The organism is Paenibacillus dokdonensis (genome assembly GCF_004916975.1).
GTDB lineage: Bacteria > Bacillota > Bacilli > Paenibacillales > Paenibacillaceae > Paenibacillus_AQ > Paenibacillus_AQ dokdonensis.
In genome coordinates this window covers 2,813,332-2,840,042 of sequence record NZ_STGQ01000001.1, presented here as the reverse complement: position 1 = coordinate 2,840,042, position 26,711 = coordinate 2,813,332, and the positions used below count along the sequence as shown (strand labels likewise).

Sequence of the window (26,711 nt, the reverse complement as noted above, 5' to 3'; positions counted from 1 at the left end):
AATGCGATTAGGAGGCTAATGATGAGTGCTTATTTAACGAAACGGATCAGTTATATGCTGATTATCCTGCTGGCTGCATCACTTTTGATTTTTAGCCTGTATGCTTTGACGCCCGGGGATTATATCAGCAATAATATCAAGCTTAGCCCTGAACGCAAGGCGGAGCTGAGGGAAATCTACGGATTGAATAAGCCTCTGCTCGAACGTTACGGTATATGGATGAAGAATGCGATTCATGGTGATTTAGGTTATTCCCTGGCACAACAGAAGCCGGTTCTGACCCTGTTTAACGAATATATTTGGAATTCCTTTCTGCTCGCAATCGTATCCACGTTTTTGACCTGGCTGATTGCCGTGATCGTCGGAGTCGTGTCAGCGTATAAGCAGTATTCATGGTTTGATACGCTGATGACGATCCTTATTTTTGCAGCGATGTCTCTACCATCGTTTTTTATCGGTTTATTCCTGATCAAAATACTAGCAGTCGATCTGAAGTGGCTTCCTCCAGGAGGCATGCTGACCACAGGCACCAATGCCGTGGGCATGGCTTATTTTAAGGAAGTGATACACCATATGACGCTGCCGGTTATTGTTATGACGCTGCTTGGCGTGGGTTCGCTGAGCCGTTACTTCCGCAGCAGTATGATTGATGTCATTAAGCAGGATTATATCCGGACTGCACGGGCCAAAGGGCTTAAAGAAAGCAAAGTACTTTTCAGGCATGCACTGCGTAATGCACTCTTGCCGGCTATTACCTTGGTGGGCTTTGAGCTTCCGGCATTGTTTGGCGGATCCATTATTATTGAGAAAATCTTTAACTGGCCGGGGATAGGCCAGCTGTACATGCAATCCTTTGGACTGCGGGATTATCCGCTGCTCATGGGGTTCACCATGCTGCTAGCTATACTTACCGTTATTGGAACACTTATATCCGATGTGCTGTATCAAATTGCTGATCCGCGTGTCCGGCTGCACTAGAAAAGGGGGAAACATTTCATGTCACTGAACAGCACACCGCTGCCCGGGACGATCGGGGCCAAGCAACCCTTGGCGAAATCATCTTCCTTATTTGGGCAGTCGATGCAAAAGCTGCTTAAGAATAAGCTTGCGATTACGGGGTTAGTGGTTGTCGTTATGATGTTGTTAGCTTGTTTTATTGGACCATTCTTCTCGCCATATACAGATAATAAAGTGAATATGGCGATGATGAATAAGGCACCAAACCTGAAGCATTGGCTTGGAACCGATGCACTGGGAAGAGATGTACTGACACGTGTGCTTCAGGCCGGACGCATTTCGTTGACTGTCGGTTTTGCGTCTATGGTACTCTCCGTGTTTATTGGATCACTTCTCGGAGCTATCGCTGGTTACTACAGAGGCATTGTGGATCAAGTAATTATGCGGATTGCCGATTTGCTGCTTACGATACCAGGTCTGCCGCTGTTGTTTATTGGAGGCTCATTGTTATCTGAGTGGAAGGTACCAACCGAATACAGGATGTATATTGTGATGTTCATGCTTGGATTCGTCAACTGGCCTGGTCTGGCGCGCATGGTTAGAGGCCAGATGCTGAGTTTGCGGGAGCGGGAATTTATGCAGGCGGCAGTGGTTCTCGGGCTGCGTGACCGGCGTAAGCTGTTCAATCATTTACTGCCGAACATTTTCCCGCTGCTGATCGTCATTGCAACCTTGAATATCGGCGGCTCGATTCTGAGTGAATCCGTGCTCAGCTTCTTCGGTCTCGGAGTGATGGCACCGACGCCAACATGGGGCAACATGATCGATGCGGCCAATAATCTGATTGACTTCCAGGAACGCCCGTGGTTATGGATTCCTCCTGGCTTTTCCATCTTTGCGACAGTCATTGCCATTAATATTTTTGGCGACGGTCTCAGGGATGTTCTTGATCCTAAACAGAAGAGGTAGGTGGGAGACTTCCTATGAAAGATTTAATTAAAATAGACCATCTCAGCACTTATTTCGATAATGGCAATGGTAAGGTCAAAGCGGTTGACGATATCAGTCTGCGTGTGCGCGAAGGTGAAACCGTATGTATCGTAGGCGAGTCCGGCTGCGGAAAAAGCGTTACCGCCATGTCCATCATGGGTCTTGTCGAGGAGCCTGGGGGTAAAGTCGTCAATGGTCAAATTCATTTTAATGGAAAAGATCTGCTTCAGCTAAGTAAAAATGAACTGCGGACGATCCGTGGTAACGATATTTCGATGATTTTTCAGGAGCCGATGTCATCTCTGAATCCGGTTCTGAAGATCGGGGAGCAAATCATGGAGCCTCTGATCGTTCATCAAAATCTAAGTAAAAAAGAAGCGCGTGAACGGGCTATTCAGCTGATTGAACAGGTGGGGATTTCGAGAGCTGGACAAATTGTAGATTCCTATCCGCATGAGCTGAGTGGCGGGATGCTGCAGCGGATTATGATTGCCATTGCCATATCCGGCAATCCAAAGCTGCTTATCGCCGACGAACCAACGACAGCGCTTGATGTAACCATTCAGGCTCAGATTCTGGATATGCTGCGACAGTTTAAGGAACAGTCCAACATGTCTATCATGCTGATTACGCATGACCTCGGCGTTGTGGCCGAGATGGCGGATTATGTTATTGTCATGTACGCAGGCAAAATTGTCGAAGAAGGCGAAGTCGTCAAGCTTTTCCAATCGCCAAAACATCCGTACACACAGGGCTTATTGAAATCCAAGCCAGTCATTAATCAGCGCCAGGATGAACTGTATTCCATTCCGGGTCAAGTACCGAATCCGCTTGAATTGACAGAATCCTGTTACTTTCATGACCGCTGCGCGCACTGCATGGATATTTGCAGAACAAAACAGCCCAAGCTGAGTGAAGTTGCCGAGCAACAGAAGGCCGCTTGCTGGCTGTATGAGGAGGCGGTTGTGCATGTCTGATGCATTGCTTGAAGTCAACCATCTTAAGAAATACTTTCCGATCCAGAAAGGATTGCTGAACCGGACTGTAGGTCATGTTAAGGCAGTCGATGATATCAGCATATCGATTCAAAAGGGCGAAACGTTTGGCCTTGTCGGTGAATCCGGCAGCGGCAAGAGCACCGTGGGCAAGACCATTATTCGTCTGACGGAAAAGACAGAGGGAGAGGTCAAGTTCAAGGGCATCGATTTGTACAGCTTATCTCCTCAAGAGCTTCGGAAGATTCGTCCAAGCATGCAGCTGATTTTTCAGGATCCATATAGCTCACTTAATCCAAGGGTTCGGGTAGGCGAAGCGATAGGTGAAGCGCTGCTGGATCATGGGCTCGTACCCAAAGCAGAGGTCCGGGACCGAGTGCTCGAGGTACTTCAATCATGCGGGCTGTCATCTTATCACATTAACCGGTTCCCGCATGAATTTTCGGGAGGACAGCGTCAGCGGATTGGCATTGCACGCGCGCTCGTGTTGAATCCGGACCTCATCATTGCCGATGAACCCGTATCCGCTCTGGACGTATCGATTCAAGCCCAGATTATCAACCTGTTCCGCAAGCTGCAGGAGACACGTGGTCTAACGTACCTGTTTATCTCTCATGATCTGAGCGTGGTTGAGCATCTATGCTCCCGGATTGGGGTCATGTATCTGGGATCGATGATGGAGACGGCATCCCGGGATGAGCTCTTCAGAAACCCGCTGCATCCCTATACTAAAGCTTTGCTATCGGCAGTTCCCATTCCGATTCCAAAGCTTAAACGTGAACGGATTGTCCTGAAAGGGGATATTCCCAACCCTGCGGATCCGCCAGCCGGATGCAAATTCCATACACGTTGTCCATTTGCTGTAGGACGCTGCAAGGAAGAAGTACCTGTATTCCGCGACGCGGGAGGAGGGCATTTTGTAGCTTGTCATCTGGTATGACGTATCGAGATGTTATCAATAAAGGCATAGTCCGAAATGGACTATGCCTTTGATATGTTCACATTATGCTTTTTGTATATGTATAATTCTCACTTGATTCCATGTCTGACTCCAATTTTTCTTCAATACACGTCCTTCGTAAATTTCTGCAGTATCTTTGGATTGAAGATAGTAGGGAGTGGACCTTACTGTCATATCGATTACATCCTGAATTCCATGCGGAGCTGTCAGTATTAATTGGTTATTCTCTCCCAATGTGAGTCCTAGTGAGGTCACGGTCTCAGGAAAGTTCGCAATCGCATCCACCGTGGAGGTGAATGGAGGCATATTGTTGATGAGATGCATTCGGGCTTCGTTTTTCACAGACCAGGGGACATGAGGGTTGATCGAGAACAGTTTCTTTTCCAGTTCTTTTTCAACAGCTTCATCGCAGCAGTTTGGGTCAAAATAGACGACATCAACATCCTGCAGGGGTGTCCGATCTGAGAATCCATGCAGAACATCCCAAATTTTTGAACGAACGAATCCCGCACATACCCACCAATCCGGAAGCTGCAACGTTTTGGCGGTATGTAAAATATCCATCATCCAAGTATCTTCCTGGACGAGTTGAATGATGTCCCGCTCATTTTTTATGATCAAAATGATCCCTCCTAGAACGAATATGACTATTATAAATCAATAACTGGAGATGCGATAAAATATTCTATCGAAATTTATAAAAAATTCTTTTAAAAAGTCGTAACTTGTCTGCTTCTAAAACGTTATATGAGGTGTATTCCAATATTACCCATATAAGGACAGGTGAGAGAATGAAGAAATCTATTTTTCGCAAACTTCTATCCATGACCGTTGCTGTCTCCGCACTCAGCATGCTGCTGGCTACCGGGGCAGGAGCCGAATCGTACGCCGCCGACAATACTTCTACTTCTTCTGCAGTGATTGAGCCTGGTGCTCTCACACCACCTCCACCAACAGAGTTTAGTCCTCTCAGCATTAGCGGAAACTACCAATATTTGGCCGCGGGTAATGCAACGATTAGCGCGATCGGTAATGGGCAGCTTCGGATTAATGCAGACACGGCAGCAAAATCTAGTGTGGATACCATTAAAGCCTATGTATCTCTACAACGTTATACAGGTACAAGTTGGGTTGATGTATCCAATGCAACTTTCTCAAAAAACAACACCGATTTTGTAGTTGGGGATGCGCTCTTTACTGGCGTTAAAGCCTTCTATTATCGTGTTGCCTGCACGCATTCGATTAACAAGGGTGGACTCTACGAGCAAAGCATCGAATATTCGGACTTTGTTTTAGCTTACTAAATTACGAAATAAAGAAGCGGCGAACTGAATAAGTTCGCCGCTTCTTTATTTCGTACTAAGGGATTTGCATCAATGATTTATACACATCAACTAACGCATCCTTTTGGAGATTGCTGGAAAACTGAATGATCAGCGACTGATGGGCTCCGAGTAATTGATTATATACACCCGGGCTGTAATATAATTCATCATTACCTAACTTTAATTTTTCTGTGTCTATTGGAACCGTTGAAATGGTTGATTGATAGGTTTTTAATTTCATGATGTGTATCCAAAGTACATGCTGCTCTTTATCGGTGTATTTTAATGAAATCCTGTCATACTTGCTTCCATCTTCTGTTGGAAAGGAAAGGGTGTAATTTTCAAAACTATATTCTTCAGGCATCTGATCTATTTCAGGCAGCACGAATGATAGTTGGGATTTTAATTCCTCTCTGTTAGGAGGTTCACTTACACTGTTTCTAACTTCCGATGACTCCAAACGGGCAAAATTGTCATTCTCGCCTTCCGGACTGAAATATTTTTCCGGTAGTTCTGTTTTGGGGGTAACTAGATTTGAAGGAACTTCACCATTTCTGATAATGATATTCATCATGCCGTTACCCAAATCGACGACAGACTTCATTATAGGAGAGATAGCTGTAGTGACGCCAGGAGGACTGAATAATATAGCACCCGCAATAAATGAAGCAGCAACAATGCCGCTGAGCTGCATACGACGTCTCCGTTTGCGCTTTTGGTTAATCTGTGCAATTTCAGCCTGAACCTTTTTCCAGGATGCTTTCTTGCTTTCGTCGGACGTTAACGAGGATGAAGAAACCGCTCGGTCGAAAGCGACCTCAAACCATTCTTCATATTTTTCGCTTTTCATCCTTAATCCCCCACTCTTTAAACAGCATTTTTTTAATACTTTCACGGGCTCTGAAAAGACGCTGTTTGACGACATCTTCGCTCAGATCCAATATATTAGAGATTTCTTTGTAGGTGAGGCCTTGTTTCCACCTGTATTCGATCAGTACGCTGTATTCAGGCTTCAGTTGCCGAAGGTATTCCATGATAGACTCTTCAATTAGCATGGTTTCTACTGTGTTTTCCACCGATATCGGAGACTTGGAAATTTCCTCTTTATACATAAAAACACCTTCAACATCCAATTGGTTACGGTAGTTTTTATTTTTTCGCAAATAATTAATGGTTGTATTTTTGGTAACTACTTTAAGCCATGCTCGCAATTTGCCCTCGTTCTCAAAAATAGGCTTGTTTCTTATAACTTTAATAAAAGATTCTTGAATAATATCCTCGGTAGCCGCGTGATCTTTAACGATATAGAGAATCATGCCATAAGCAAAATCATAATATTCATAATATATTTCTTCCTGCAAATCCTGACTGACATCGCTGAAATCCGCCGTCGCAAGAAGTCTGATCATATTGGACATGGTAATCCCCTTCCCGATAACCCCGTTCTTTTGGTTATTCGCTTATATTCTATTTTACAATATTTATGGCAACGTAGCCTAATATTTGGTATTGAAATTTTAGAAGAACAAAAGCATGAAAATGAGATAAGTAAAGCAATGCCGAGATAACGTTTCAAATATATGCTTTTTGCTTGTCAAAAAGTCATTTTTTCGGATTATTCCGCACACTATGCCTGAAATACACCAATCTTCATTTTACTTATATCCCGCTCAGGATTACGATTCCACAAAGAGCCAGAAGCAGGGGAGACATGCACCATGGAAGGATATAAAAGAAAAACGCCGGAGCAAATATTGGAAGATATCCGGAGGCTGCAACGCGGCAATCTGAAAATTATCATCGGGGCCGTCAGCGGCAGCGGCAAAACCTATCACATGCTGCGGGAAGGACAGATTTTACAAAACCAAGGCATAGATGTTGTCATCTGCGCGGTATCAACACTCAAACGTCCGGAAACGGTCAGGCAGCTTGCTGATTTGGAACGGGTGTCCAGTATCCACTGGATGGATCAAGGCAAGGAATCCAAGGATCTGAACCTGGAGGGACTGCTTGCACGTAATCCCGAGGTTGTTCTTGTAGATGGACTGGCTCACCGGAATCGTAAGGAAGCGCTTTTTCCGAACCGGTTGAAGGATATAGAGTTTTTGCTTGAAAAAGGGATCAGTGTCATTACGACGCTTAATGTATATGAACTTGAGGGAGTTCATGATCTGGCAAGAAAGTGGACGGGGATGGAAGCAAGAGAGACCGTTCCCCTGGATACATTGAGTCAGGCTGATGAGGTCCGGCTGATCGATGTCACGCCTGAGACGCTGATCGGAAGGCTCAAGGAAGGACATCTGGGACAGAGCATGGATACGGAACTCTTCACACGCAAGGATTTGGCTGTACTTCGGGAACTGTCGCTGCGGCTCGTTGCTGAGGATGTTAATTCGACCCTGGAAAAGCACCGGGATGAGCAAGGACTTCCAGGACCTTCCGGTGCATCGGAACGGATTCTAGTCTCGGCACAATATCACTGGAATGGTTCCATCTATATCCGGAGGGGGCAGCAAATCGCCAAGCGATTGAATGGGGATCTGCTGGTTGTGATTTTCATGCCTGATCAGAGCAAGCTCACGAAAGAAGCTTCAGCCTTCAAGCGTTCATTGCAGAAAATGGCTAAAAAGACGGGGGCTTTGATAGAGGAACTGCCCTTACGCTCAACCCGCCAGTTTGCTGATACTTTAATCCGTTATGCCGTGGATAAAAAAGTCACACGTATTGTGCTCGGTCATTCTAAAAAAAGCAGCTGGCAGGAATTTTGGCAGGGATCGGTAACTGACGGGATATTAAAACGGGCTAAAGGCATTGATATTTTCTGGGTAGCGGACCGCACGGCTCAGGGCGGGCCGAGAATTTTGCCCACACGCAGGCAGCATCCGGAAGAGAGCGATATGTACCATCGGCTCAACAAAGAAGAAATGGAGAAGAAGGTTGAACGGATTAAACGTGGACGCTTTAAAATTTATATCGGCGCGGCTCCCGGTGTCGGTAAGACTTATACGATGCTCCATGAGGGTAATGAAAGTCTCCGTAAAGGAGTAGATGTAGTCATTGGCTGGTTGGAGACGCATGGACGTGCGGAGACGGCCGCTCAGGTGGATAGCCTTAATATGGTGCCCGCTCTACAGATTCCGTATAAAGGAACGGTTCTGAAAGAAATGGATACCGCGGCCATTATTGCACGCAATCCGGAGCTGGTGCTGGTGGATGAGCTCCCGCACAGCAATGTTCCCGGAAGTATTCACAAGAAAAGATATGAGGACATCGCGTTTCTATTGGAGCATGGAATATCAGTGATTACTACGGTGAATGTTCAGCATCTGGAAAGCCTGAATGATGCAGTGGAGCAAATCACGGGTATACGTGTCCGGGAAACGGTACCTGATTATATTCTGTCCATGGCAGATGAAGTCGAATTGATTGATGTCACCCCCCAGTCGCTGCAGCAGCGGATGAAGGAAGGCAAAATATACGCGGCAGACAAAGTCGAGCAAGCGCTGAGCTCTTTTTTTAAGACCGGCAACCTGATTGCTTTGCGAGAGTTAGCCCTTCGCGAAATTGCTGATGATGTGGATGAGAGACTGGAAGCCTGGGAAAGGCAATTTTCACTGCGTGGACCCTGGCGCAAAGAAGAGGCTATTTATGTATGTATCCTGCCCGGTTCCAATCATGAGCGTCTGATCCGGCGCGGGTTTCGTATTGCATACCGATTAAAAGCCACATGGTATGTGAATTATATTCAGGTGGAAGCTTTATCGAAAGAAGATGAACAGTTAAAAATAGATGCTTTCCGCAAGCTCACCGAGAGCTTTGGTGGTTCCTTCGATACGCTGTCCGTGGAAACCTGGAAGGAGATCCCAGCCTTAATTATGGATAAGACGAACCAAGTGCAGGCGACGCAAATTATTGTCGGGCAGGCGGTATGCGGTCAATCGATGCGGCGCCGCAAAGTCATTCGCGACCTGATCCGACGGGCACGGGACATGGACGTTCTTCTGGTATCCAACCCTGAAAGCATCAACTGATTCAACCCGACCATTATTGCTATTATTCAAATGAGTAAACTTAAGTTGACTATATCGTTTTCGTAGACCTGCATAGCGTGGTATATTATTACAAGCAGTGTATTTACGAATTCGATACCCACGAGGAGGCAATCATGGAGACACAAAATGCAGCATACGAAGGCGATTTTCATGGCGAGCATGCCATCTGGCTGAAGCATGGACGATACGAAGCGGCGGTTCTGCCCGAACGGGGCGCAAACCTGATCTTATTCCGAGATCTTGAGAACGGTTTCCGGTATTTGCGCGAACCGGAAGCAAACGAGATGGAGGATTTCATAGCAAATCCAGGTATCTATGGCATACCGGTTTTGTTTCCGCCCAATCGTTTTGATGGAGGAAAATTTGCCTGGGAGGGTAAAGTTTATGAGCTTCCAGTCAATGAGACGGATCGCGGCAACCATCTGCATGGCTTCATGCATCAGCTGCCATGGGCTGTCGATTACATAAAGGGAGACGAATATGAAAGTGTGGTTGTTCTATCCCAGCGGGTGAGAGACGGCCATCTTTATAAACAGTACTTTCCGTTCGAGTTTACCATTTCGCTACGTTATACTTTGAGCGGAGAAGGTTTGCAGCAGCATGTCACCGTAACAAATGACGGGCAAGAGAGAATGCCGAATTTGCTGGCTTTCCACACAGCGATCAATGCACCGTTTGTCCCTGGAAGCGCAGCATCGGACTATACGTTTAAAATGACGATCGGGCAGCGCTGGGAAATGACTGAACGAATGCTTCCGACTGGACAATTCCAGACGCTTAGCGAAGAGGAAGAATCGATGAAGGCGGAGGGTGTCAGTCCGTATTTTGCCTCCATGGATAACCATTACACGGCAGTCCCGCAAGATGGGCGCAATCGGATGGAGCTGACAGATCAACGCACGGGTGATGTACTTGTTTATGATGTTGGAACAGCTTATAAATATTGGATGATTTGGAACAACGGAGCAGGCGGGAAATTCTTCTGTCCGGAACCACAAATTAATCTGGTGAATGCACCGAATATTTCAGACCTCCCAGCTGAGGAAATGGGACTCCTTGGGCTTGAGCCTGGCGAGAGATGGGAAGAGACTAGCTCCTTCTACGCAATTAAGCGCACTAAATAAATCATACCGTCTCAATTACACAGAAGACATAAGAAACCGCCTTTCCGGATAGGAAGGGCGGTTTCTGTTTTTACTCGCTTAATTGGAACCCGCAACCACGGCAGAAATGGTCTCCCGAAGACGCTGGTTCGCCACAATTCGGGCAGAAGGCTGCTTTTTCGGTATGAGGGCTTTGCACAGCTGCAGGCTGTACAACGACGGTTTGAAACTGCTGGCCGCAGAAAGGGCAGTAGGATGCGTCTGCCGGCAGCATTTTACCGCATCCGCATTCCTTGAGATTTTGTAAATGCTGAATTTTACGGTTCAGATCTTCGATCTCTTGTTCCAGACTTAGAATGGCCTCACGGTACTTTGTGAACTCTTCATTCGGAATAAAGCTGGATTCCGTTTCAAGCGAACGATATACAATTCGCCCTATTTCCGTATAGTTTTTTTCGATATCCTTTTCTTTGGTTGATACCTGGAATTTCAGTGACGTGGACTCCACGGTTTGCTGGGCTTTTTTGCCCGCGTCTGACACACCCTGTTTGAGCTTGTTTAAAAAGTTGGACATAACGGTGGTTCTCCTCCTTCACCCGTTCTGTATCCATCTTTTCTTTACGTACAAGAGAGAGGAACACGAGGTCCTCCCGGCTTACCCGCTTATGGATACCTTTTGGTAGTTATAGTGTATGGCTCATCTTATGGCATTATAACCGAGTATCTGGAAGAGGGAAACACCTGTTTTTTTGATCCATTCAAGCGGGTATTAAAGCTGTAAATATGGAAAATATCCATGTGGAATGCTCATCTGAAAAAAGTTCAGGGGAGCATATAATTAGTGACATATAAGTTGTCACCAATAGCCTGCTATAATAGGGATAAATTCATGAAAAAGGGGGTGCCGCGCTTGAAAAAGATGGACCGTTTAATGGCTATTATCATGGCCTTGCAGCATGGCAGCCAGACGGCATCCGTACTCTCGGAAAGGCTGGAGGTGTCCCGCCGCACGATTCTGCGTGATATCCAGACTCTGTCGGAGATTGGTGTGCCTCTCGGGGCGGCGAGCGGTCCAAACGGCGGTTATTCACTGATGGAAGGTTTTCAGCTTCCACCCCTACAGCTAAGCTCCAGAGAAGCTTTATGCGTGTTGTTTGCGCTGCAGGGTTTAACGGGGTATACGGATACTCCGTTTAATGGAGAACGATGGACGGTAATGGACAAAATCAGGAGTATTCTTCCACAGGATACATCACTGAGCATTGCTCCGCTTCTGAACAGCATGGAAGTCGAGGTTCCGAAAAGGGTCTACAACATTCCCCATCTGGAATTGCTGCTTGAGATGACGGTAAAAGGAAAATGGATATCTGTTTTTTATCAGTCCTTGAATCATCGGAGGAATCTGCTGATCAAACCCCTTAAGATATTTGCTGCTCACGGATTCTGGTACTGTGATTGCAACTCGAATACACATGGCGAGAACAGGCGTCTGCGTGTTGACCGGATGAGTGACATCGCTGAAGTTGATGCTCCAGAGGATTATGCCGAACCCGTAAGACCTCGAAGCCAAGTAAAAACAGTACATATCCGAGCCGAGCTAACCTACAAAGGTATGCTTCAGGTGGAACGGGACGAGCATGTTGGAGAACACATTGAACATGTAGGCGATGAACGCTGGATTGCAGACTTTCATCTGCCGGAAAGCGAGTGGGAGTGGTCTGTACAGTTATTTTTCTCGTTAGGTCTCGACGCTACAGTCATCATGCCTGAAAAGCTGCGGGCTGAAGTCCGTCACAGAGCTGAACAACTGAGGAATAGATACGAACAAGCCAGTGCAGAGGAGAGTTAATGACATGAATGAAAATATTCATACTGAAGTGATGATACATCATTATGAAGAGGCAGTGGAATACATCGAAAAAGTTGGTATACTGCCGCTGGCCTCCCTAATCCCAGACTATCCTTCTCTTGAAAGCATCACTCCGAAAGACAGCTGGCACAGCGCGACAGAGGACGATCCATGGAGTTGGCGTACGCGGTTTCCTTTGGAAGGGAAGGCTGCCTATGGGAAATTCTTTAAGAAAAAAGCAATACTAGTCTCTTCTGAATGGTTTCCTTGGGTTTACAACTGTCTGAGCATGGGAACGGACGCTGAAAAATGTTATAGGGATGGCCTGTTATCCAGAACAGCATGGCAGCTGTATCAGCTCATTGATATCGAGCAAGGAATCGATACACGTATGCTGCGGGAGCGTGCGCTGATGAAGGCGAAGGAAGACAAGAAGGCTTTTGATCAAGCGATCGTTGAACTGCAGGAATCCCTGTTTATCGTCATATCCGGCGTGAAGGCCAAGGTGAATGAAATGGGTGAGGTGAATGGCTGGAGCAGCACTTCCTATGAGACTGCGGAGAATTGGATGCGGCAGAACGGAATCAAGAAGAATAACCGCACGAAGGAAGAAGCACGCGAAGAATTGCTCACCCGCTTAAGAGAGAGAAGCAGCGACAAGGCGCTCATGTTTTTCAAAAAAACATTCAATTCCTAGGAGGTTGTTCCCATGAAACTATCGAGTATTCAGTTCATGAAAGCACGTGACTTTATTTATGCCAATGGCAGGCTGCTGGACCGCAGACGGTTTGAATATCATTTTGAACAAGGCACAGCGGCTTCCGTTGCAGACGCGCTTCGTCCCTATCAGAATGCCGATGGCGGCTTTGGTAACGCACTGGAACCGGATATGCGCACACCCGGAAGTCAGCCTATAGCCACGGAGTATGCCTTAATGACGATGGAAGAGATTGAATTCTTTGATCCGGATATGATGAAGGGCATCTTGAAGTATCTTGGAAGTTCAGCGAGAGTGGAAGGCGGCTTTCCGCGAGCGGCTATGAATGTGAACGAATACCCTCACGCTCCTTGGTGGAATACGGAGGAAGACCGGTCTGGATCACTCAATCCCACAGGAAGGATTCTGGGGATATTATCGAAGCATCGATTAATCTCAGGTTTGGAAAAAGATGAGTGGATTGCGAAAAGTGTTGACTTTGTATGGCAAAGGATCCCGTTAACGGATAAGACGGATTATCACGACCTGATCCAATGTATTTCATTTCTTGATTCAGCTCCGGATCAGCAAAGAGCAGCTGAGGAACTGAAAAGAGTGAATGAATGGCTCCAGCAGCCGGGGACTATCGAGCTGGATCCAGGGGCCGGAGGTTATGTACATAAGGTTCTGGAATGGGCTCCGACCCCGGGCAGCTATGCAATGCAATGGATAACAGATGAGGATGTACAGCGTCATTTGGATTATCTGATCCAGCATCAACAGGAGGACGGTGGCTGGATGATGAGCTTTCCGGCACTGAGCACGGGTAACGAAGCCGAATGGCGCAGTCTGATTACGGTAGATCGTTTGATTACATTAAAGGCATACGGCTGTCTCGAGTCACATTAAATCGATGGCATGACATTTCCGCCGCAAACCGGAATGTACGCACCCGTTATGTAGCTCGCCAGATCCGAAGCCAGGAAGAGGACCGTATTGGCAATTTCCTGATCGGTTCCACGGCGTTTAAGCGGAACATGCTGGGAATAGGATGCTTGATGCTCGCTATTATTTTCACGGTCTTTTTCGCTGATCGTCCATCCGGGAGCGACCTGATTGACGGTAATGCCATGCGCGCCAATCTCCTTGGCCAGTACCCGGTAGATTCCGTCCATGCCTCTTTTTCCAGCCGTGTACGCAGACTGTCCAGGGAAGTTTTGAATGGCGCATTCCGTGTTGATCCCGATGAACCGCCCTTGACCACGTTCCATCATAGCCGGTGCAAAGATTTTGGCCAGATGCACACTTTGAAGAACGCAGGATTCGAACTGGCTCCGGTAATCCTCTAGCGGCTGCTCCAGTATACTTGTCCATTCATACTGGATGACGGCATTGGCTACCACTATATCAACCTTGCCTAAAGCGTTCACCGCAGTCTCGCTCATCAGCTGTACCGCTTGAAAATCCGTGATATCCGCCTGCACGGTGACACAAGCTCTGCCTAGAGCTTCAATTTCTGTCTTCAGCTCGGCAGCTTTCGCTGCGTTGCCATGGTAGTGCAGCACCGTATTTGCGCCGGCTTGGGCCAGTGTACGAGCCATGACACGGCCCAATTGACCGGTCGCTCCGGTGATCAATGCGGTTTTCCCCGATAAATCGATTGGAATCAAAGGATTCAGCTCCTCACATCATGAAATTGGTCTAATGGTACCACTGGGATTCATTAAGCGTCAATGAAAAGCAGATAAAAAGACCGGGCGATAATGCCCGGTCTTTTCAGGTACCTTAACGATCAGAAATATTGTCATTCCCTATTGATGCATAATTGCGTTTATGCCCAATTCCCATTGACGAAAATCGATTCTTCCTTGCCGTCATGTGTAATACCGGTAATGTTCATTTCCGGTGATCCAAACATAAAATCGACATGGGTAATGCTTGCATTCATTCCGTGCGCGGCAAGTTCTTCCTCAGACATCGTTTTTCCGCCTTCGAGATTGAACGCATAAGAGCTGCCAATGGCGAGATGGCAGGACGCATTTTCATCAAAGAGGGTCGTAAGAAATAAAATATTGCTTTGGGAAATAGGCGAGTGGAAAGGAACCAGCGCCACTTCCCCGAGATAATGAGAGCCTTCATCCATCCCGATGAGACGGGCCAGGGTGTCTTGTCCTTCTTCTGCTGTAAAGTCTACGATACGTCCGTTCTCAAAGGTGAGCTTGAAGCGGTCGATAATATTGCCGCCGTAGCTCAGTGGCTTTGTACTGCTGACATATCCGGTTACTCCGTTTTTCCGCGGTGCCGTAAAGACTTCTTCTGTAGGAATATTGGCTACAAAAGTAGTGCCTTGTTCGTTCACACTGCCTGCCTGAGCCCAAATATGTCCGACCGGAAGCTCAATTGTCAGGTCAGTTCCCGGAGCGACAAAATGAAGCTTTTGATATTTCTTACTGTTCAGCTCATCGGATTTGGCTTGAAGTGTATCAATATGTTTATGCCAAGCACCAATCGGATCTTCCTGATCAGCGCGGACAGCATGGAAAATAGCATCCCACAGCTTCGCAACCTGTTCTTCTTTCGGAGCATCCGGAAATACCTTAGCAGCCCAATCGGGGGAAGGGAAGGCGACACCCGTCCAGCTCATCTTGTCGGATTGTTGATATTGGCGATATTTTGCCATAGCTTGTCCAAAGGTGCGTTGATTGCTGGCAATCCGTTCCGGACTGACGCCTTTCAAGAGATCCGGGTTGGAGGAGATGACTGTCAAAAATGCCGCATTCTGTTCAGCCAGCTCTGTCCACTCACGCGCTTGGGCAGTTGGAGGGACCAGGAAGGATTCTTCCGGCGCCAAATCATATCTGAGGCGGGTAACGACCTCATCCGTATAATTGACTTTAACGAAATTCGCTCCGGCTTCATAGGCTTTTTTAACGATCAGACGCACGAGCTCTGCAGCATCGATTGCGGCACTAACGACAAGGGTTTGACCGGGCTGCACGTTGGCGCCGATTTTAACTGCGAGCTCCGCATAGTTGTTTAATTTGTCTTCAAAAGATAACATGGCAAAATCCTCCTAGAGTGTCGATGGGTTATTTTTCTATTGTAAATCAACCAAGGGTCAAATAGAACCATAACTTGTCCATTGATGGTGATATGTATGATTTCTCTAAAAAATAGAGTCTTTCCCGCTGCTGCAGGAAAGACTCTATAGGACTCCAAGGGTTACATCTTATGCAGAAAAGGTAATACGGCATTGATGGTTTTTTGAAGTCAAATCTTAAAATGCCCAGTTTCCTTGTTTAAATACAGGTTCTTCTTTTCCATCTGCTGTTACGCCGAAAATATCCATCTCACCGGAGCCGATCATGAAATCGACATGGGTAACGCTGGTATTCAGTCCATGCTCGCTGAGCTGCTCTTGATTCATATTCTTGCCGCCTTCCAGGCAGAAGGCATAAGCGCTGCCGATTGCCAGGTGGTTGGAGGCATTCTCGTCGAACAACGTGTTGAAGTACAGAATGTTGGAATCAGAGATCGGCGATTGATGCGGAACCAGGGCAACCTCGCCCAGATAGTGTGAGCCTTCATCCATTTCGACCAGATGCTCAAGTACTTTCTGGCCTTCTTCAGCCTTGACACCAACGATTCGGCCGTTTTCAAATGTAATCGTAAATTGGTCGATGATATTGCCGCCATAGCTGAGAGGTTTGGTGCTGCTGACATACCCGTTCACGCCAGTCTTCAGGGGAGCCGTAAACACTTCCTCGGTTGGCATGTTGGCAACGAAGCTATGTCCATTTTCATTAAAGCTTTCGCCCGCAGCCCAAATATGGCCTTCAGGGAGCTCAATGGTTAAATCCGTGCCCGGAGCTATGTAATGCAGCTTTTTGTATTTCTTTTCATTCAGGAATTTGGACTTCTCATCCAAGGTTTCGAGATGCTTGGTCCATGCTTCCACAGGATTGTCCTGATCGACGCGCACGGTATGGAAAATCGCATCCCAGAGCTTCTGTACCCGTTCTTCTTGCGGTGCATCCGGGAACACTTTATCTGCCCACTCTGGCGATGGAACAGCAACCAGACACCAGCTGAATTTGTCAGCTTGCTGGTATGCGCGGTATTTGGTCATAGCTTGGCCTTTGGCTTTTTGATTCGCTACAATGCGCTCCTGTTTGATGCCTTTCAGGAGGTCTGGATTCTCGGCAAGCACATGCAGTACGGCTGCGCCCTTTTCCACGAGCTCAGTCATCTCGCCAGCGTACCATTTTGGTGATTCGGAGAATACTTCCTCAGCAGCGTGTTCGTATTTCAGGCGGGTGATCTTTTCATCATTCCAGTTCACGCGTACATCGCTGGCACCAGCTTTGTATGCCTTTTCGGTGATCATGCGTACGAACTCTGCCGATTCGATAGGTGCGTTAACGACCAGAATTTGTCCTTGTTGGACATTGGCACCGACTCTGACAGCAAGATCGGCATATTTGTTAAGATTGTCTTGGAAATTTGCCATGAACTTTGAACCTCCAATATGATTAGTCATAAATTGTCTGAAACCGGGATTTAATCAAATCCTCTGATAGTATTGTACTAAATCGGATGACATATTGAAAATATGTGCGCTCCGGATGGAAAGAATACCGCACATGGTATACTATATAAACATCGAGACGGAACTAAAGGAGATATTTATACATGGAATTTCAAATCATAAAAGCAGATATGAAGCAGGATGAGGACAAGAAGTACCTGGGTCACGTGACTTTCACCTTAACGGGTCATAGCTCCAAGTACGAAATCACGCTTTTCAGTAAAAGAGGCAAGGAATGGGATTACAGCTTGAATTTCGCAGAGGAATCCGGCAATGAGGAAGAACTTTTAAAAGTGGACGAACAGCTCGAAGAGGATGATGATTTGTTTGACGCATTGGTTGATGCGGCACGCGAATCTATGGAACAATAAAACTCAAGGCATGCCAGGCAGGCCGGGAAAGGATGAATGAGCATGAACTATGATGATAATGTCGTCCGCCGCTTGAAGCGGCTTGAAGGGCAAATCCGGGGCGTACTCAATATGATGGAAGAAGGCAAAAACTGCAAAGATGTTGTAGCTCAGTTGTCGGCTGTCCGCAGTGCGACTGATAAAGCGATGGCCTATATTGTCGCGATGAATCTGGAGCAGTGCATTCTGGAAGAGCAAGCAAAAGGTAATGATACCGGTCCTCTGGTTAAAGAAGCGGTGGAGCTTTTAATCAAAAGCCGTTAACAAGACTGATTTTCGAAGGCAGGGAGAGATACCTTCCTGCTTTTTAAATGCCGCTACTTGTTCAGGTACACAGGCGAAAGGAAGGTGACATATGTTTTTCTACATACTATCACTCATCGTTTTATTGATTGATCAAGGTTCAAAATGGTGGGTGCGCGCGCACATGTCGGTAGGCGAAACACGGGGTGTCCTTGCTCCTTATCTTCATTTTGAATATTATCAAAATAGCGGCGCCGCCTTTAGTTCCTTTCAAGGATATGGCAAGTGGCTTGCATACCTGGCGGTCATTGTTGTGGGCGTTATTGTGTATTACCGGATCAAAGGCGCATTGCGCGGAAATCTCATGGATATAGCAGCTGGTTTTCTGGTGGGCGGAGCATTGGGCAATGCACTCGATCGGCTCATCTTTGGCAAGGTGACTGATTTTATCGTGTGGGGCTCGGGCTCGGGAATCATGAATATTGCAGATCTGGCTATTAACGCGGGAGTGCTGCTTTTGATCGTAGGCATGCTGCTCCGCAGCTGGTGCGAAAGACGCTCTTATTCTTTTAAATGATTATTTTAGATTATTGTAGTAGCGACTAAATTACTTACAGCCTTCACAGGAAGCAGAGAGGAATCTATGGATAACAATAAACCGTCGGCTTTGGCCCAAATTATCAGAGAAAGAAGGTCTGTCAAGACCGGCTATAAAAATATCCCTGTACCACAGGAATTGGTGCTCGAACTGCTTAATGATGCGGTATATGCACCCAATCATAAGCTGCGTGAGCCATGGAGATTTATTTTTGTGCCAACGGATGCCAAGCAGCTGTTCGCGCTCGAAATGGCGCAGCATTATCCGGATGATATGTTCGAAAATCGGATCAAATACTTCAACGAGCCTGATGCCTACTTGATTATTATCATGACGGACAGCGACAACCAAAAACAGCAAGATGAAGATTATGGCGCCGTTAGCTCGATGATCCAGAATTTTCAGCTGCTTGCTTGGGAGCGCGGGCTCGGCACGGTCTGGAAAACAAATATGCATATCTATGATCCGAAAGTGAAGGAAATGCTTGGCGTTCAAGATGGAGAGAAAATTGCGGGATTTCTGCACTTGGGATTTTATAACGAAGCACCGGAAGGCAAGCCGAGAACCCCTGCAGAAGAGAAGTTTACGGTGTATGTGCCTACGTATGATTTGTAGCTCCCGTTCAATCGGGAGTTTTTCTATTCGTTTTGATGCCAGGAACTGATCACTTAGCGTCAATCTTGGTTACAATATAGTTAACAGGTACATAGCGGAGGGATTCAACATGAAAACCAGATATTTAGCAGGAACTTCTCTTGCAGTCATGGGGGCGGGATTTCTGATCACCCTGTTTTTGCCGCAAAATTTAGCGGTGCGCCTGCTTCAGGGTGGATTTGAAGCGGGGTTAGTTGGCGGCTTTGCGGACTGGTTTGCAGTTACGGCATTATTCCGTCATCCCATGGGGATACCTATCCCGCATACATCTTTGCTGCTCCAAAACCGTAATAAAATTATCAACTCGCTCATTTCCGCTTTGGAAACGGAGCTGCTGAATAAGGACAGCATCACGAAAAGGCTGCGCCAGGTAAAACTGTTTAAAGGCTTGTCATCCGGCATACTAAAGCTGGTAAGCAGAAAAAAGATCCGGCTTAAGGTTATTGAAACGGTAAGTGACGTCATCCGTCAAGTTCCTCTGGAGCAAATGACACCATCCGTTCAGAAGGCTCTGGTGAAATTTATTCAAAGTCAGGATTTGTCTCCAGTACTAGAATCCGTATCCAGGCAGGCTTTTCGCAGCAAGGTGGATGAAAAGGCATTAAACTACATTTTAAACTTTGCCGGCAGATGGGTGAGCCAGCCTGAGAATGAATATATGCTGGGACAGCTCGCACACAACAAGCTCCAGGAGATTCAGCTAAATGGAATGAAGGGATTTGCGCTTCAGGCCATGCTCGGCTTTATGAGCGAGGAGAAGCTCGGCAATATTTTGAAAAATCTGATCTTGTCTTCCTTACATGAAATGTCTTATGAGGATAGCCCTTTCCGGCAGCGCATTCTGGCAGAGGTACGCCAGCAGGTATCTGATTTTACAGAGAATCCGGAAGTTGCTGAGCGTTTGAAGGGTATGATTGGTGATAAACTGGCTGATTCGGGTACCGAGCAGTGGATGCTGGGCAAGCTCGAGGAGATCAGAGCCCGCGTACTGCTGATGCTTGAACAGGAGCAGATCAATGGTGGGCGCGGAATTATCAAGATGTACCGGTGGATCACGGATCATTTGCGGGACAAGGAAGAGATGATGGATCGGTGGGAGCAAGGGATTTTGTCCCTTATTGTGCAGGCAGTTGAAGCCAACTACTACCGCATCGGTCTTTTGGTACGAGATAACCTGGATCAGCTTGATGATGAATCCTTGGTTCAAATGCTTGAAGAGAAGGTCGGCGGCGATTTGCAGTGGATTCGGGTTAACGGAGCTATTTGCGGATTTCTAATCGGACTCGTTCTGACCGTCATTCATATGATCATCGCTTAAACGATGGGGAGAGGAGCTTGAATATGAAAAAGAATCGTCTTGGATCTTCGGATCTGTATATCAGTGAAATCGGACTTGGCTGTATGTCGCTGGGTACGGAGGAAAAAGAGGCTGTGCGCCTTGTACATGAAGCGCTGGAACGGGGAATCAATTTTTTGGATACAGCGGATTTATATGATGCAGGCCGGAATGAAGAGATTGTCGGCAAAGCGGTGAAGGGACGTCGCAGCGATGTAATCCTGGCTACAAAAGTAGGTAACCGTCGCATTCCCGGCAAGGAGGGTTTAAGCTGGGACCCATCCAAATCGTACATCAAGTCTGCAGTCAAAGATAGCTTGCGGCGCCTGCAAACGGATTATATTGATTTGTATCAGCTGCATGGCGGTACATTGGATGATCCGATCGACGAAACGATTGAAGCGTTCGAGGAGCTGAAGCAGGAAGGGGTTATCCGTTTCTACGGCATTTCTTCCATCCGACCCAATGTGATCCGTGAATATGTGAACCGTTCGCATATTGTATCCGTGATGAGCCAGTACAGCATACTGGACAGAAGGGCAGAGGAAGAGGTTCTTCCACTGCTTGCAGAAAAAGGGATTAGCGTGATCGCGCGCGGGCCAGTGGCATCCGGGGTATTAGCTGAAGCGGGTGCAAGCAAGGTGGAAAAAGGTTATTTGGATTACACCTCTGATGAGCTTATCGATATTCGAGCCAAACTTGCGCCGCTTGTATGTCCCGAACGGAGCCTGTCGCAAACCGCTATTCGTTATTCCCTTGGCCATCAGGCCGTTGCTGCAGCCATCCCAGGAGCAAGCTCACTAAATCAGTTAATTCATAATGTGAAAGCTGCGGAATCGCCAGCGCTAAGTACGGAAGAGTTGGAGTTCATCCGGGGAATCAGCCGTGCGAATGTCTATACAGCGCATCGATAAGAATTTCTTGCTTATTCATAAAAAGCATAAAAACCGTCCTGCGAAAGCGGGGCGGTTTTATTTTCACAAGCAGTTTATTATCGCGATAACTTAAGGGCTTGCATGAGGTCAGCCTTTTCCCGCGTCTGTTCTCTGTAAAGCTGTCCGTCCGCCACATGATCAATGAATAAAATACCGTTCAGATGATCGATTTCATGCTGAATACAGCGCGCCAGATAATCATATCCCTCCAGGTACATCGTTTCACCGGTTCGGGTCAACGTTTTGATCTTGACATAATTTGCGCGTTTTACAATTCCGGTAATGCCCGGATAGGAAAGGCAGGCTTCCGGTCCGATTTGCTCGTCATGTGATTCCAGAATCTCCGGATTGATCAGTTCAATCAAACCCTCACCGCAGTCCATCACGACCATCCTGCGCAAAATGCCGATTTGGGGCGCGGCTAAACCCGCCCGGCCGTCTTCGGCATATAGTGTATCGACTAAATCATCCAACATTTTCAGCATTTTGGGAGTAAGCTCTTCAACAGGTTTCGCCTTTTTCCGAAGCACCGGATCGCCAAAAGGAAGTATCTCTTTCTCTGCCACATTCATGCCTCCTGAACTTGTATTATGCACCTTGAATACGGGGTGGTGTATGCACCCATAGATCGCTTGGGGTACATTCAAGTGCTGTACACAGCGCATCCAAAGTATCAGCTTTCATCTGTTTAGGCTGTCCTCTGAGCAAAGCGCTGATGGAAGGAGGGGACAGCTCATATCCTGCTTTTTCCTTTAAAAGCCGTGCCAGTTCGGCTCCCGACCAAATTTCTTTTTGCGCCATAACCTGCCTTAGCATCCAGACAAGCATTCGTTTCACGCTACCTTTCCTCATAATCATGACAGTGAACATTTTAGGCAATACCTAAATAATTTATGTACCACCTTAATATAGCAATGACTTTTTGAAATTACAACGGAAAATTTGACGACATGACGGTAAAAGGTTTTTAATGGTATTTAATGTATGATTATGGGGGTTGGACGGATGACAAGTATTAACTGGAAAAAATATCTATTATCCGCTGGAAAGATGCTAACGATGGGCTTTCTTATCCTTCTTGGCTTATGATTTACGGTTGGCATTATTGCTGTGCTTATTTTGTGGTTAGCGGGTTAATCAGCATAAGAACATGGTAAAGAACCGATTTCGAGTTTGAGACTAAAACAACGTTAAATTTTTTTGAACGGTGGTAGAATCTGTCTCCCATCTCCATGTATAATAAGCATGACCCTAGTTTAGAAAGGAAGTGCCATGGTATGAAATTTAGTGAGTACAAATATGAGCGTCCAGATATGGAGCGTATCAAGGAACAGTTCCAACAGCTCGTGCAAAAGTTCGAATCCGCAGAACGGTTAGAGGATCAAGAGCAAGCCATGACCGAAATCAACCAACTGCGCAGTGAAGTAGAATCGATGGCAGAGATCGTAACCATTCGCCATTCCGTCGATACCAACGATGAATTTTATAAAGCCGAACAGGACTACATGGACGAGGTTGGACCCGTCTACCAGGAATACATAACTGATTATTACCGTGCGCTGGCAAATTCAAAGTTCAGAGCTGAGCTCGAAGCAAAGTGGGGCACCCAGCTGTTCCTGCTTGCCGAAATGGCGCTTAAATCATTCAGTCCTGAAATTATTGAAGATCTGCAGCAGGAAAACAAGCTTTCAACCGAATACACTCAGCTGATCGCATCTGCGAAAATCCCTTTTGAAGGCGAAGATCGCACCTTGACTCAGTTGACGCCTTTTGAGCTCTCGACGGACCGTGATTTGCGCCGCAGAGCGTCCGAGGCAAGATATCAATTCATGGCTGAACATGAAGCTGATTTCGACCGCATTTATGATGAACTCGTGAAAACACGTACACGAATGGCTCATAAACTTGGATACAAGAGTTTCGTTGAGCTCGCATACGCACGGATGAATCGTACGGACTACAACGCAGAGATGGTAGCGAATTTCCGTAAACAGGTACAGGAATATATCGTTCCGGCCGCTACCAAATTGAAAGAACGCCAGCGCGCACGCATCGATGTGGATCAGCTGTACTTCTACGACGAGAACTTCAGCTTCAAATCCGGCAATGCCACCCCGAAAGGTGACCCGGATTGGATTCTGGACCGCGGCGTGAAAATGTATTCCGAGCTGGCACCGGAAGTGAATGAGTTCTTCACGTTTATGGTCGATAATGGCCTGATGGATCTCGTGAGCAAAAAAGGCAAGCAGGGCGGCGGTTACTGCACTTTTATCAGTAAATATGGCGCACCATTCATCTTCTCGAACTTTAATGGCACCTCCGGTGACATCGACGTGCTGACGCACGAAGCGGGTCATGCATTCCAGGTGTACTCCAGCAGACATTTTGATATTCCGGAATATCACTGGCCGACCTATGAATCAGCTGAAATCCATTCGATGAGCATGGAGTTCTTCACTTGGCCTTGGATGAACCTGTTCTTCGAGGAAGATACGGATAAATATAAATTTGATCATCTGAGCAGCGCGCTTCTGTTTGTTCCATACGGCGTATCCGTCGATGAATTCCAGCATTTTGTGTATGAGAATCCGGATGCGACTCCGGCTGAGCGCAAGCAGGCTTGGCGTGATATCGAGAAGAAGTACCTGCCGCATCGTAATCATGGAGAGAATGACTATCTGGAACGCGGTGGCTTCTGGCAAAAGCAAGGCCATATCTTCCAATCGCCTTTCTATTACATCGACTATACACTCGCACAGCTGTGCGCATTCCAATTCTGGAAACGTATGAACGAAGACTGGAAATCCGCTTGGGCTGATTATTTGAAGCTCTGTAAAGCAGGAGGAAGCAAATCGTTCACAGGATTGGTTGAATATGCTGGCCTGAAATCTCCATTCGAAGACGGCTGTGTAGCCTCTGTCATCGGTGATATCGAAGCCTGGCTGAATGCAGTGGACGATTCGGTTCTTTAATTCAGCTGCACTTATAAAAGGACGCAACCCGTAAATCGGGAGCGTCCTTTTTCTGTGTTTTCGCATAATTGTCCTTTTTCCGGAATAGACTTGTCTCACAATAACTCTTTCTTTATGGGTAGAGCACATTTTTCAAGAAAGGGAGGTGCGGAAACTGATGAAGGAGTTGAAGTTTGCAGGTGCAGCAGGTATCACCGGGATTGGTACAAGCATCCCAAAGTATCAGCTGAAGCAAAATGAAGTGTTTCAAAGGATTGAGGAGTCCTGCAAAAAGGATTCCGATGTGATGCGGTGGGCCAGGCGGATATTCAGGCAATGCGGTGTAGATACACGGTATACCTGTGAGCCTGATTTTTTGAAGCCTGCGGGTGCATGCCGTTATTTGCCTGATCATGAAGAAGCTGTTGTCCCATCCACTTCCCAGCGGATGGAGGTATACCAACGAGAATCCGTTCCACTCGCTGCACAGGCGGCACAGGAAGCAATGACTGATGCGAAGCTAGCTCCTTCGAGTGTAACGCATCTCATTACCGTCAGCTGTACCGGGCAGTTTTTGCCAGGCTTGGATACTTTATTGATAAAAGATCTGGAACTGTCTAGACGGATAAATCGTATCCCTCTAACATTTCAAGGCTGCAGTGCTGGACTAAAGGCAATACAGCTTGCGAAAAGCATTGTTGAAAGCGATTCTTCTCATCATGTTCTGGTCGTATGCGTGGAACTGTGTACCATTCATTTTCAGCCTCCGGCTACACGTGAAGCATTGTTCGGTGCCTCTTTTTTTGGAGATGGTGCTTCGGCTTGTATGATCAGTGCTGTTTCTGATGGCCAGGAGCATGTGTTTCAGCTCGGAGGCGGGCATTCCGTGCTTATACCGGATTCGATAGATGAAATGATCTGGAAAGTAGGTAATCAGGGTTTTGACCTATATCTCTCACCGGCCATTCCTAAGCTGCTCAAATCATTCCTCAGAGAGGAAGTCGGATTGCTGGTTGGAGATCATTTACCTCCCTTATGGGCTATTCATCCGGGAGGAAGAGGAATCGTAGATGCTGTCCAGGAGATGTTTGCACTGGATGACAGTCAGGTTTCCTACAGCCGCGACATTTTGAAGCATTATGGGAACTTGTCTTCGGCAACGATTTTGTTTGTTTTGAAAAGGATGAGAGAAGACCTCGTGCAGCAGGGAAAGGAACAGGCAAACGGGATATCACTCGCCTTTGGACCAGGTTTGACGGCGGAGCTGCTCCGTTTTTCATATATTTCAAGAACAGAAAAACTGCATTCTTCCGAAAAAGATGCCGCGTATGTTTAGTGTCCTGAGGAGACGATCCGTGAAAGAAGAATACATGGATGATTTCACCTCTGGTGGTGAGGAATTGACGGAAGCACTGCGGCATTTACGCAGGTTAAACCGAATTTTCGGCGCATCCGGACCACTTCTTCGAGGGATGAATGATTTGTGGGTTCAGTCAGGAAAGCCAAAGCAGCTCCATGTGATGGATATTGGAGCAGGTTCGGGTGAAATCAACCGGTATCTTCTCCGCTGGGCAGACCGCAGGGGGATACAGATCCGCATTACTTTGGTGGATATGACCGAAGAAGCATGCAGGGAAGCAAGGCGAATTTTCAAGGATGAACCCCGGGTAACGGCTATGAGGCAAAATGTGTTCCACATTGAAAAGGAAACGGCAGATATGCTGATATGCTCCCAGTTCCTGCATCATTTTACGGATGAGGAGCTTCCGGATGTGACCTGCCATATGCTGCGGTCCTCCCGTTCGGGAATCGTCATCAGCGATATTCACCGGCATTGGATATCCTGGTCAGCCGTTTGGCTAACTGCACATCTCATATCCAGCAATCGCTATATCCGTCATGACGGTCCATTATCTGTTGCCAAAGGTTTTAAGTCCGCAGATTGGAAAAGGCTGAGACAAGCGTTAAGCCATCGGGGGAGCTATGCATTGAAGTATTCTTGGAAGCCCTTGTTTCGATACAGCGTTGTGATCTCCAAAAATGAGATTTCACCAATTCAATAGATGT

At 46.9% G+C, this 26,711-nt stretch carries 28 protein-coding genes; 19 read left to right on the top strand and 9 right to left on the bottom strand.

Features of this window, described 5'->3' with window-relative positions; all coding sequences use genetic code 11:
* Positions 1 to 21: 21 nt before the first annotated feature.
* Genes E6W40_RS13115 through E6W40_RS13100 form a run of 4 tightly spaced genes read left to right on the top strand, consistent with a single transcriptional unit; the run spans position 22 to position 3,882 of the window.
* On the top strand, positions 22 to 978 hold the full coding sequence (locus E6W40_RS13115; RefSeq protein WP_136605857.1) for an ABC transporter permease: 957 nt from the start codon (positions 22 to 24) through the stop codon (positions 976 to 978).
* Between the two features lie 18 nt (positions 979 to 996).
* Positions 997 to 1,926, top strand: a complete 930-nt coding sequence (opp4C, locus tag E6W40_RS13110; RefSeq protein ID WP_136605856.1) for an oligopeptide ABC transporter permease — start codon at positions 997 to 999, stop codon at positions 1,924 to 1,926.
* 14 nt (positions 1,927 to 1,940) lie between these two features.
* On the top strand, positions 1,941 to 2,924 hold the full coding sequence (locus tag E6W40_RS13105) for an ABC transporter ATP-binding protein (protein WP_136605855.1): 984 nt from the start codon (positions 1,941 to 1,943) through the stop codon (positions 2,922 to 2,924).
* Complete coding sequence (locus E6W40_RS13100; RefSeq protein ID WP_136605854.1) at positions 2,917 to 3,882, top strand: ABC transporter ATP-binding protein; 966 nt, start codon at positions 2,917 to 2,919, stop codon at positions 3,880 to 3,882. Before E6W40_RS13105 ends, E6W40_RS13100 begins: the two co-directional genes overlap by 8 nt.
* A gap of 63 nt (positions 3,883 to 3,945) precedes the next feature.
* Here E6W40_RS13100 and E6W40_RS13095 read toward each other — a convergent pair whose 3' ends face one another.
* Positions 3,946 to 4,524 (bottom strand): nucleotidyltransferase family protein, encoded by a 579-nt coding sequence (locus E6W40_RS13095; RefSeq protein ID WP_136605853.1) that lies wholly within the window; start codon positions 4,522 to 4,524, stop codon positions 3,946 to 3,948.
* Positions 4,525 to 4,694: 170 nt separating this feature from the next.
* On the opposite strand from E6W40_RS13095, the gene E6W40_RS13090 reads away from it, so the two are divergent.
* Entirely contained in the window at positions 4,695 to 5,207 is a 513-nt protein-coding gene (locus E6W40_RS13090; RefSeq protein WP_136605852.1) for a hypothetical protein, read from the top strand.
* 55 nt (positions 5,208 to 5,262) lie between these two features.
* Here E6W40_RS13090 and E6W40_RS13085 read toward each other — a convergent pair whose 3' ends face one another.
* Together E6W40_RS13085 and E6W40_RS13080 are read right to left on the bottom strand one after the other, a co-directional pair.
* A complete protein-coding gene (locus tag E6W40_RS13085) occupies positions 5,263 to 6,078 on the bottom strand; it encodes a hypothetical protein (protein WP_136605851.1) in 816 nt (271 codons plus the stop codon).
* Positions 6,059 to 6,646 (bottom strand): RNA polymerase sigma factor, encoded by a 588-nt coding sequence (locus E6W40_RS13080; protein ID WP_136605850.1) that lies wholly within the window; start codon positions 6,644 to 6,646, stop codon positions 6,059 to 6,061. The genes E6W40_RS13085 and E6W40_RS13080 overlap by 20 nt, the downstream gene beginning before the upstream one ends.
* 300 nt (positions 6,647 to 6,946) lie before the next feature.
* Here E6W40_RS13080 and E6W40_RS13075 point away from each other — a divergent pair, with 300 nt between their 5' ends.
* A complete protein-coding gene (locus E6W40_RS13075) occupies positions 6,947 to 9,259 on the top strand; it encodes a histidine kinase (protein ID WP_136605849.1) in 2,313 nt (770 codons plus the stop codon).
* A 134-nt stretch (positions 9,260 to 9,393) separates the two neighbouring features.
* Positions 9,394 to 10,404, top strand: a complete 1,011-nt coding sequence (locus E6W40_RS13070; RefSeq protein WP_136605848.1) for an aldose 1-epimerase — start codon at positions 9,394 to 9,396, stop codon at positions 10,402 to 10,404.
* A 70-nt stretch (positions 10,405 to 10,474) separates the two neighbouring features.
* Here E6W40_RS13070 and E6W40_RS13065 read toward each other — a convergent pair whose 3' ends face one another.
* Complete coding sequence (locus tag E6W40_RS13065) at positions 10,475 to 10,957, bottom strand: zinc ribbon domain-containing protein (RefSeq protein ID WP_136605847.1); 483 nt, start codon at positions 10,955 to 10,957, stop codon at positions 10,475 to 10,477.
* Positions 10,958 to 11,302: 345 nt separating this feature from the next.
* Here E6W40_RS13065 and E6W40_RS13060 point away from each other — a divergent pair, with 345 nt between their 5' ends.
* The 3 genes from E6W40_RS13060 to E6W40_RS13050 are packed head-to-tail and all read left to right on the top strand — an operon-like array spanning position 11,303 to position 13,838.
* On the top strand, positions 11,303 to 12,232 hold the full coding sequence (locus E6W40_RS13060) for a helix-turn-helix transcriptional regulator (protein WP_246073079.1): 930 nt from the start codon (positions 11,303 to 11,305) through the stop codon (positions 12,230 to 12,232).
* Between the two features lie 4 nt (positions 12,233 to 12,236).
* A complete protein-coding gene (locus E6W40_RS13055; RefSeq protein ID WP_246072992.1) occupies positions 12,237 to 12,929 on the top strand; it encodes an AlkZ-related protein in 693 nt (230 codons plus the stop codon).
* A gap of 12 nt (positions 12,930 to 12,941) precedes the next feature.
* The gene (locus tag E6W40_RS13050; protein ID WP_136605845.1) at positions 12,942 to 13,838 is read left to right on the top strand and encodes a prenyltransferase/squalene oxidase repeat-containing protein; all 897 of its coding nucleotides are present in this window, start codon (positions 12,942 to 12,944) and stop codon (positions 13,836 to 13,838) included.
* Here E6W40_RS13050 and E6W40_RS13045 read toward each other — a convergent pair.
* The 3 genes from E6W40_RS13045 to E6W40_RS13035 form a co-directional block, all read right to left on the bottom strand.
* A complete protein-coding gene (locus E6W40_RS13045; protein ID WP_136606981.1) occupies positions 13,835 to 14,596 on the bottom strand; it encodes an SDR family NAD(P)-dependent oxidoreductase in 762 nt (253 codons plus the stop codon). The two genes, E6W40_RS13050 and E6W40_RS13045, sit on opposite strands and share 4 nt — an antisense overlap.
* Positions 14,597 to 14,760: 164 nt before the next feature.
* Positions 14,761 to 15,990, bottom strand: a complete 1,230-nt coding sequence (locus E6W40_RS13040) for an aminopeptidase (protein WP_136605844.1) — start codon at positions 15,988 to 15,990, stop codon at positions 14,761 to 14,763.
* Between the two features lie 216 nt (positions 15,991 to 16,206).
* Positions 16,207 to 17,439 carry an aminopeptidase gene (locus E6W40_RS13035; RefSeq protein ID WP_136605843.1) on the bottom strand — a complete coding sequence of 411 codons (1,233 nt, stop codon included), beginning with the start codon at positions 17,437 to 17,439 and terminating at the stop codon, positions 16,207 to 16,209.
* Between the two features lie 182 nt (positions 17,440 to 17,621).
* Between E6W40_RS13035 and E6W40_RS13030 the strand changes: the two genes are divergently transcribed.
* The 6 genes from E6W40_RS13030 to E6W40_RS13005 all read left to right on the top strand — a co-directional run bounded on the left by E6W40_RS13030 (position 17,622) and on the right by E6W40_RS13005 (position 21,672).
* Positions 17,622 to 17,888, top strand: coding sequence for a hypothetical protein (locus tag E6W40_RS13030; protein ID WP_136605842.1), 267 nt, complete (start codon positions 17,622 to 17,624; stop codon positions 17,886 to 17,888).
* A gap of 36 nt (positions 17,889 to 17,924) precedes the next feature.
* Complete coding sequence (locus E6W40_RS13025; protein WP_136605841.1) at positions 17,925 to 18,191, top strand: metal-sensitive transcriptional regulator; 267 nt, start codon at positions 17,925 to 17,927, stop codon at positions 18,189 to 18,191.
* Between the two features lie 91 nt (positions 18,192 to 18,282).
* Positions 18,283 to 18,747 (top strand): signal peptidase II, encoded by a 465-nt coding sequence (lspA, locus tag E6W40_RS13020; protein ID WP_136605840.1) that lies wholly within the window; start codon positions 18,283 to 18,285, stop codon positions 18,745 to 18,747.
* A gap of 66 nt (positions 18,748 to 18,813) precedes the next feature.
* Positions 18,814 to 19,383, top strand: coding sequence for a nitroreductase family protein (locus E6W40_RS13015; protein WP_136605839.1), 570 nt, complete (start codon positions 18,814 to 18,816; stop codon positions 19,381 to 19,383).
* Between the two features lie 109 nt (positions 19,384 to 19,492).
* Complete coding sequence (locus tag E6W40_RS13010) at positions 19,493 to 20,740, top strand: DUF445 domain-containing protein (RefSeq protein ID WP_136605838.1); 1,248 nt, start codon at positions 19,493 to 19,495, stop codon at positions 20,738 to 20,740.
* Positions 20,741 to 20,763: 23 nt separating this feature from the next.
* On the top strand, positions 20,764 to 21,672 hold the full coding sequence (locus E6W40_RS13005) for an aldo/keto reductase (protein WP_136605837.1): 909 nt from the start codon (positions 20,764 to 20,766) through the stop codon (positions 21,670 to 21,672).
* Between the two features lie 77 nt (positions 21,673 to 21,749).
* Here the strand turns inward: E6W40_RS13005 and def are convergent, their stop codons facing one another.
* Both def and E6W40_RS12995 read right to left on the bottom strand, forming a co-directional pair.
* A complete protein-coding gene (def, locus tag E6W40_RS13000; RefSeq protein ID WP_136605836.1) occupies positions 21,750 to 22,259 on the bottom strand; it encodes a peptide deformylase in 510 nt (169 codons plus the stop codon).
* Between the two features lie 22 nt (positions 22,260 to 22,281).
* Positions 22,282 to 22,521 (bottom strand): helix-turn-helix domain-containing protein, encoded by a 240-nt coding sequence (locus E6W40_RS12995; protein WP_136606980.1) that lies wholly within the window; start codon positions 22,519 to 22,521, stop codon positions 22,282 to 22,284.
* Positions 22,522 to 22,970: 449 nt separating this feature from the next.
* Here E6W40_RS12995 and E6W40_RS12990 point away from each other — a divergent pair, with 449 nt between their 5' ends.
* The 3 genes from E6W40_RS12990 to E6W40_RS12980 all read left to right on the top strand — a co-directional run bounded on the left by E6W40_RS12990 (position 22,971) and on the right by E6W40_RS12980 (position 26,707).
* Positions 22,971 to 24,665, top strand: a complete 1,695-nt coding sequence (locus E6W40_RS12990) for a M3 family oligoendopeptidase (RefSeq protein ID WP_136605835.1) — start codon at positions 22,971 to 22,973, stop codon at positions 24,663 to 24,665.
* A gap of 157 nt (positions 24,666 to 24,822) precedes the next feature.
* Complete coding sequence (locus tag E6W40_RS12985) at positions 24,823 to 25,980, top strand: type III polyketide synthase (protein ID WP_136605834.1); 1,158 nt, start codon at positions 24,823 to 24,825, stop codon at positions 25,978 to 25,980.
* The gene (locus E6W40_RS12980) at positions 25,973 to 26,707 is read left to right on the top strand and encodes a methyltransferase domain-containing protein (protein ID WP_211147004.1); all 735 of its coding nucleotides are present in this window, start codon (positions 25,973 to 25,975) and stop codon (positions 26,705 to 26,707) included. Before E6W40_RS12985 ends, E6W40_RS12980 begins: the two co-directional genes overlap by 8 nt.
* The last annotated feature ends 4 nt before the right edge of the window (positions 26,708 to 26,711 follow it).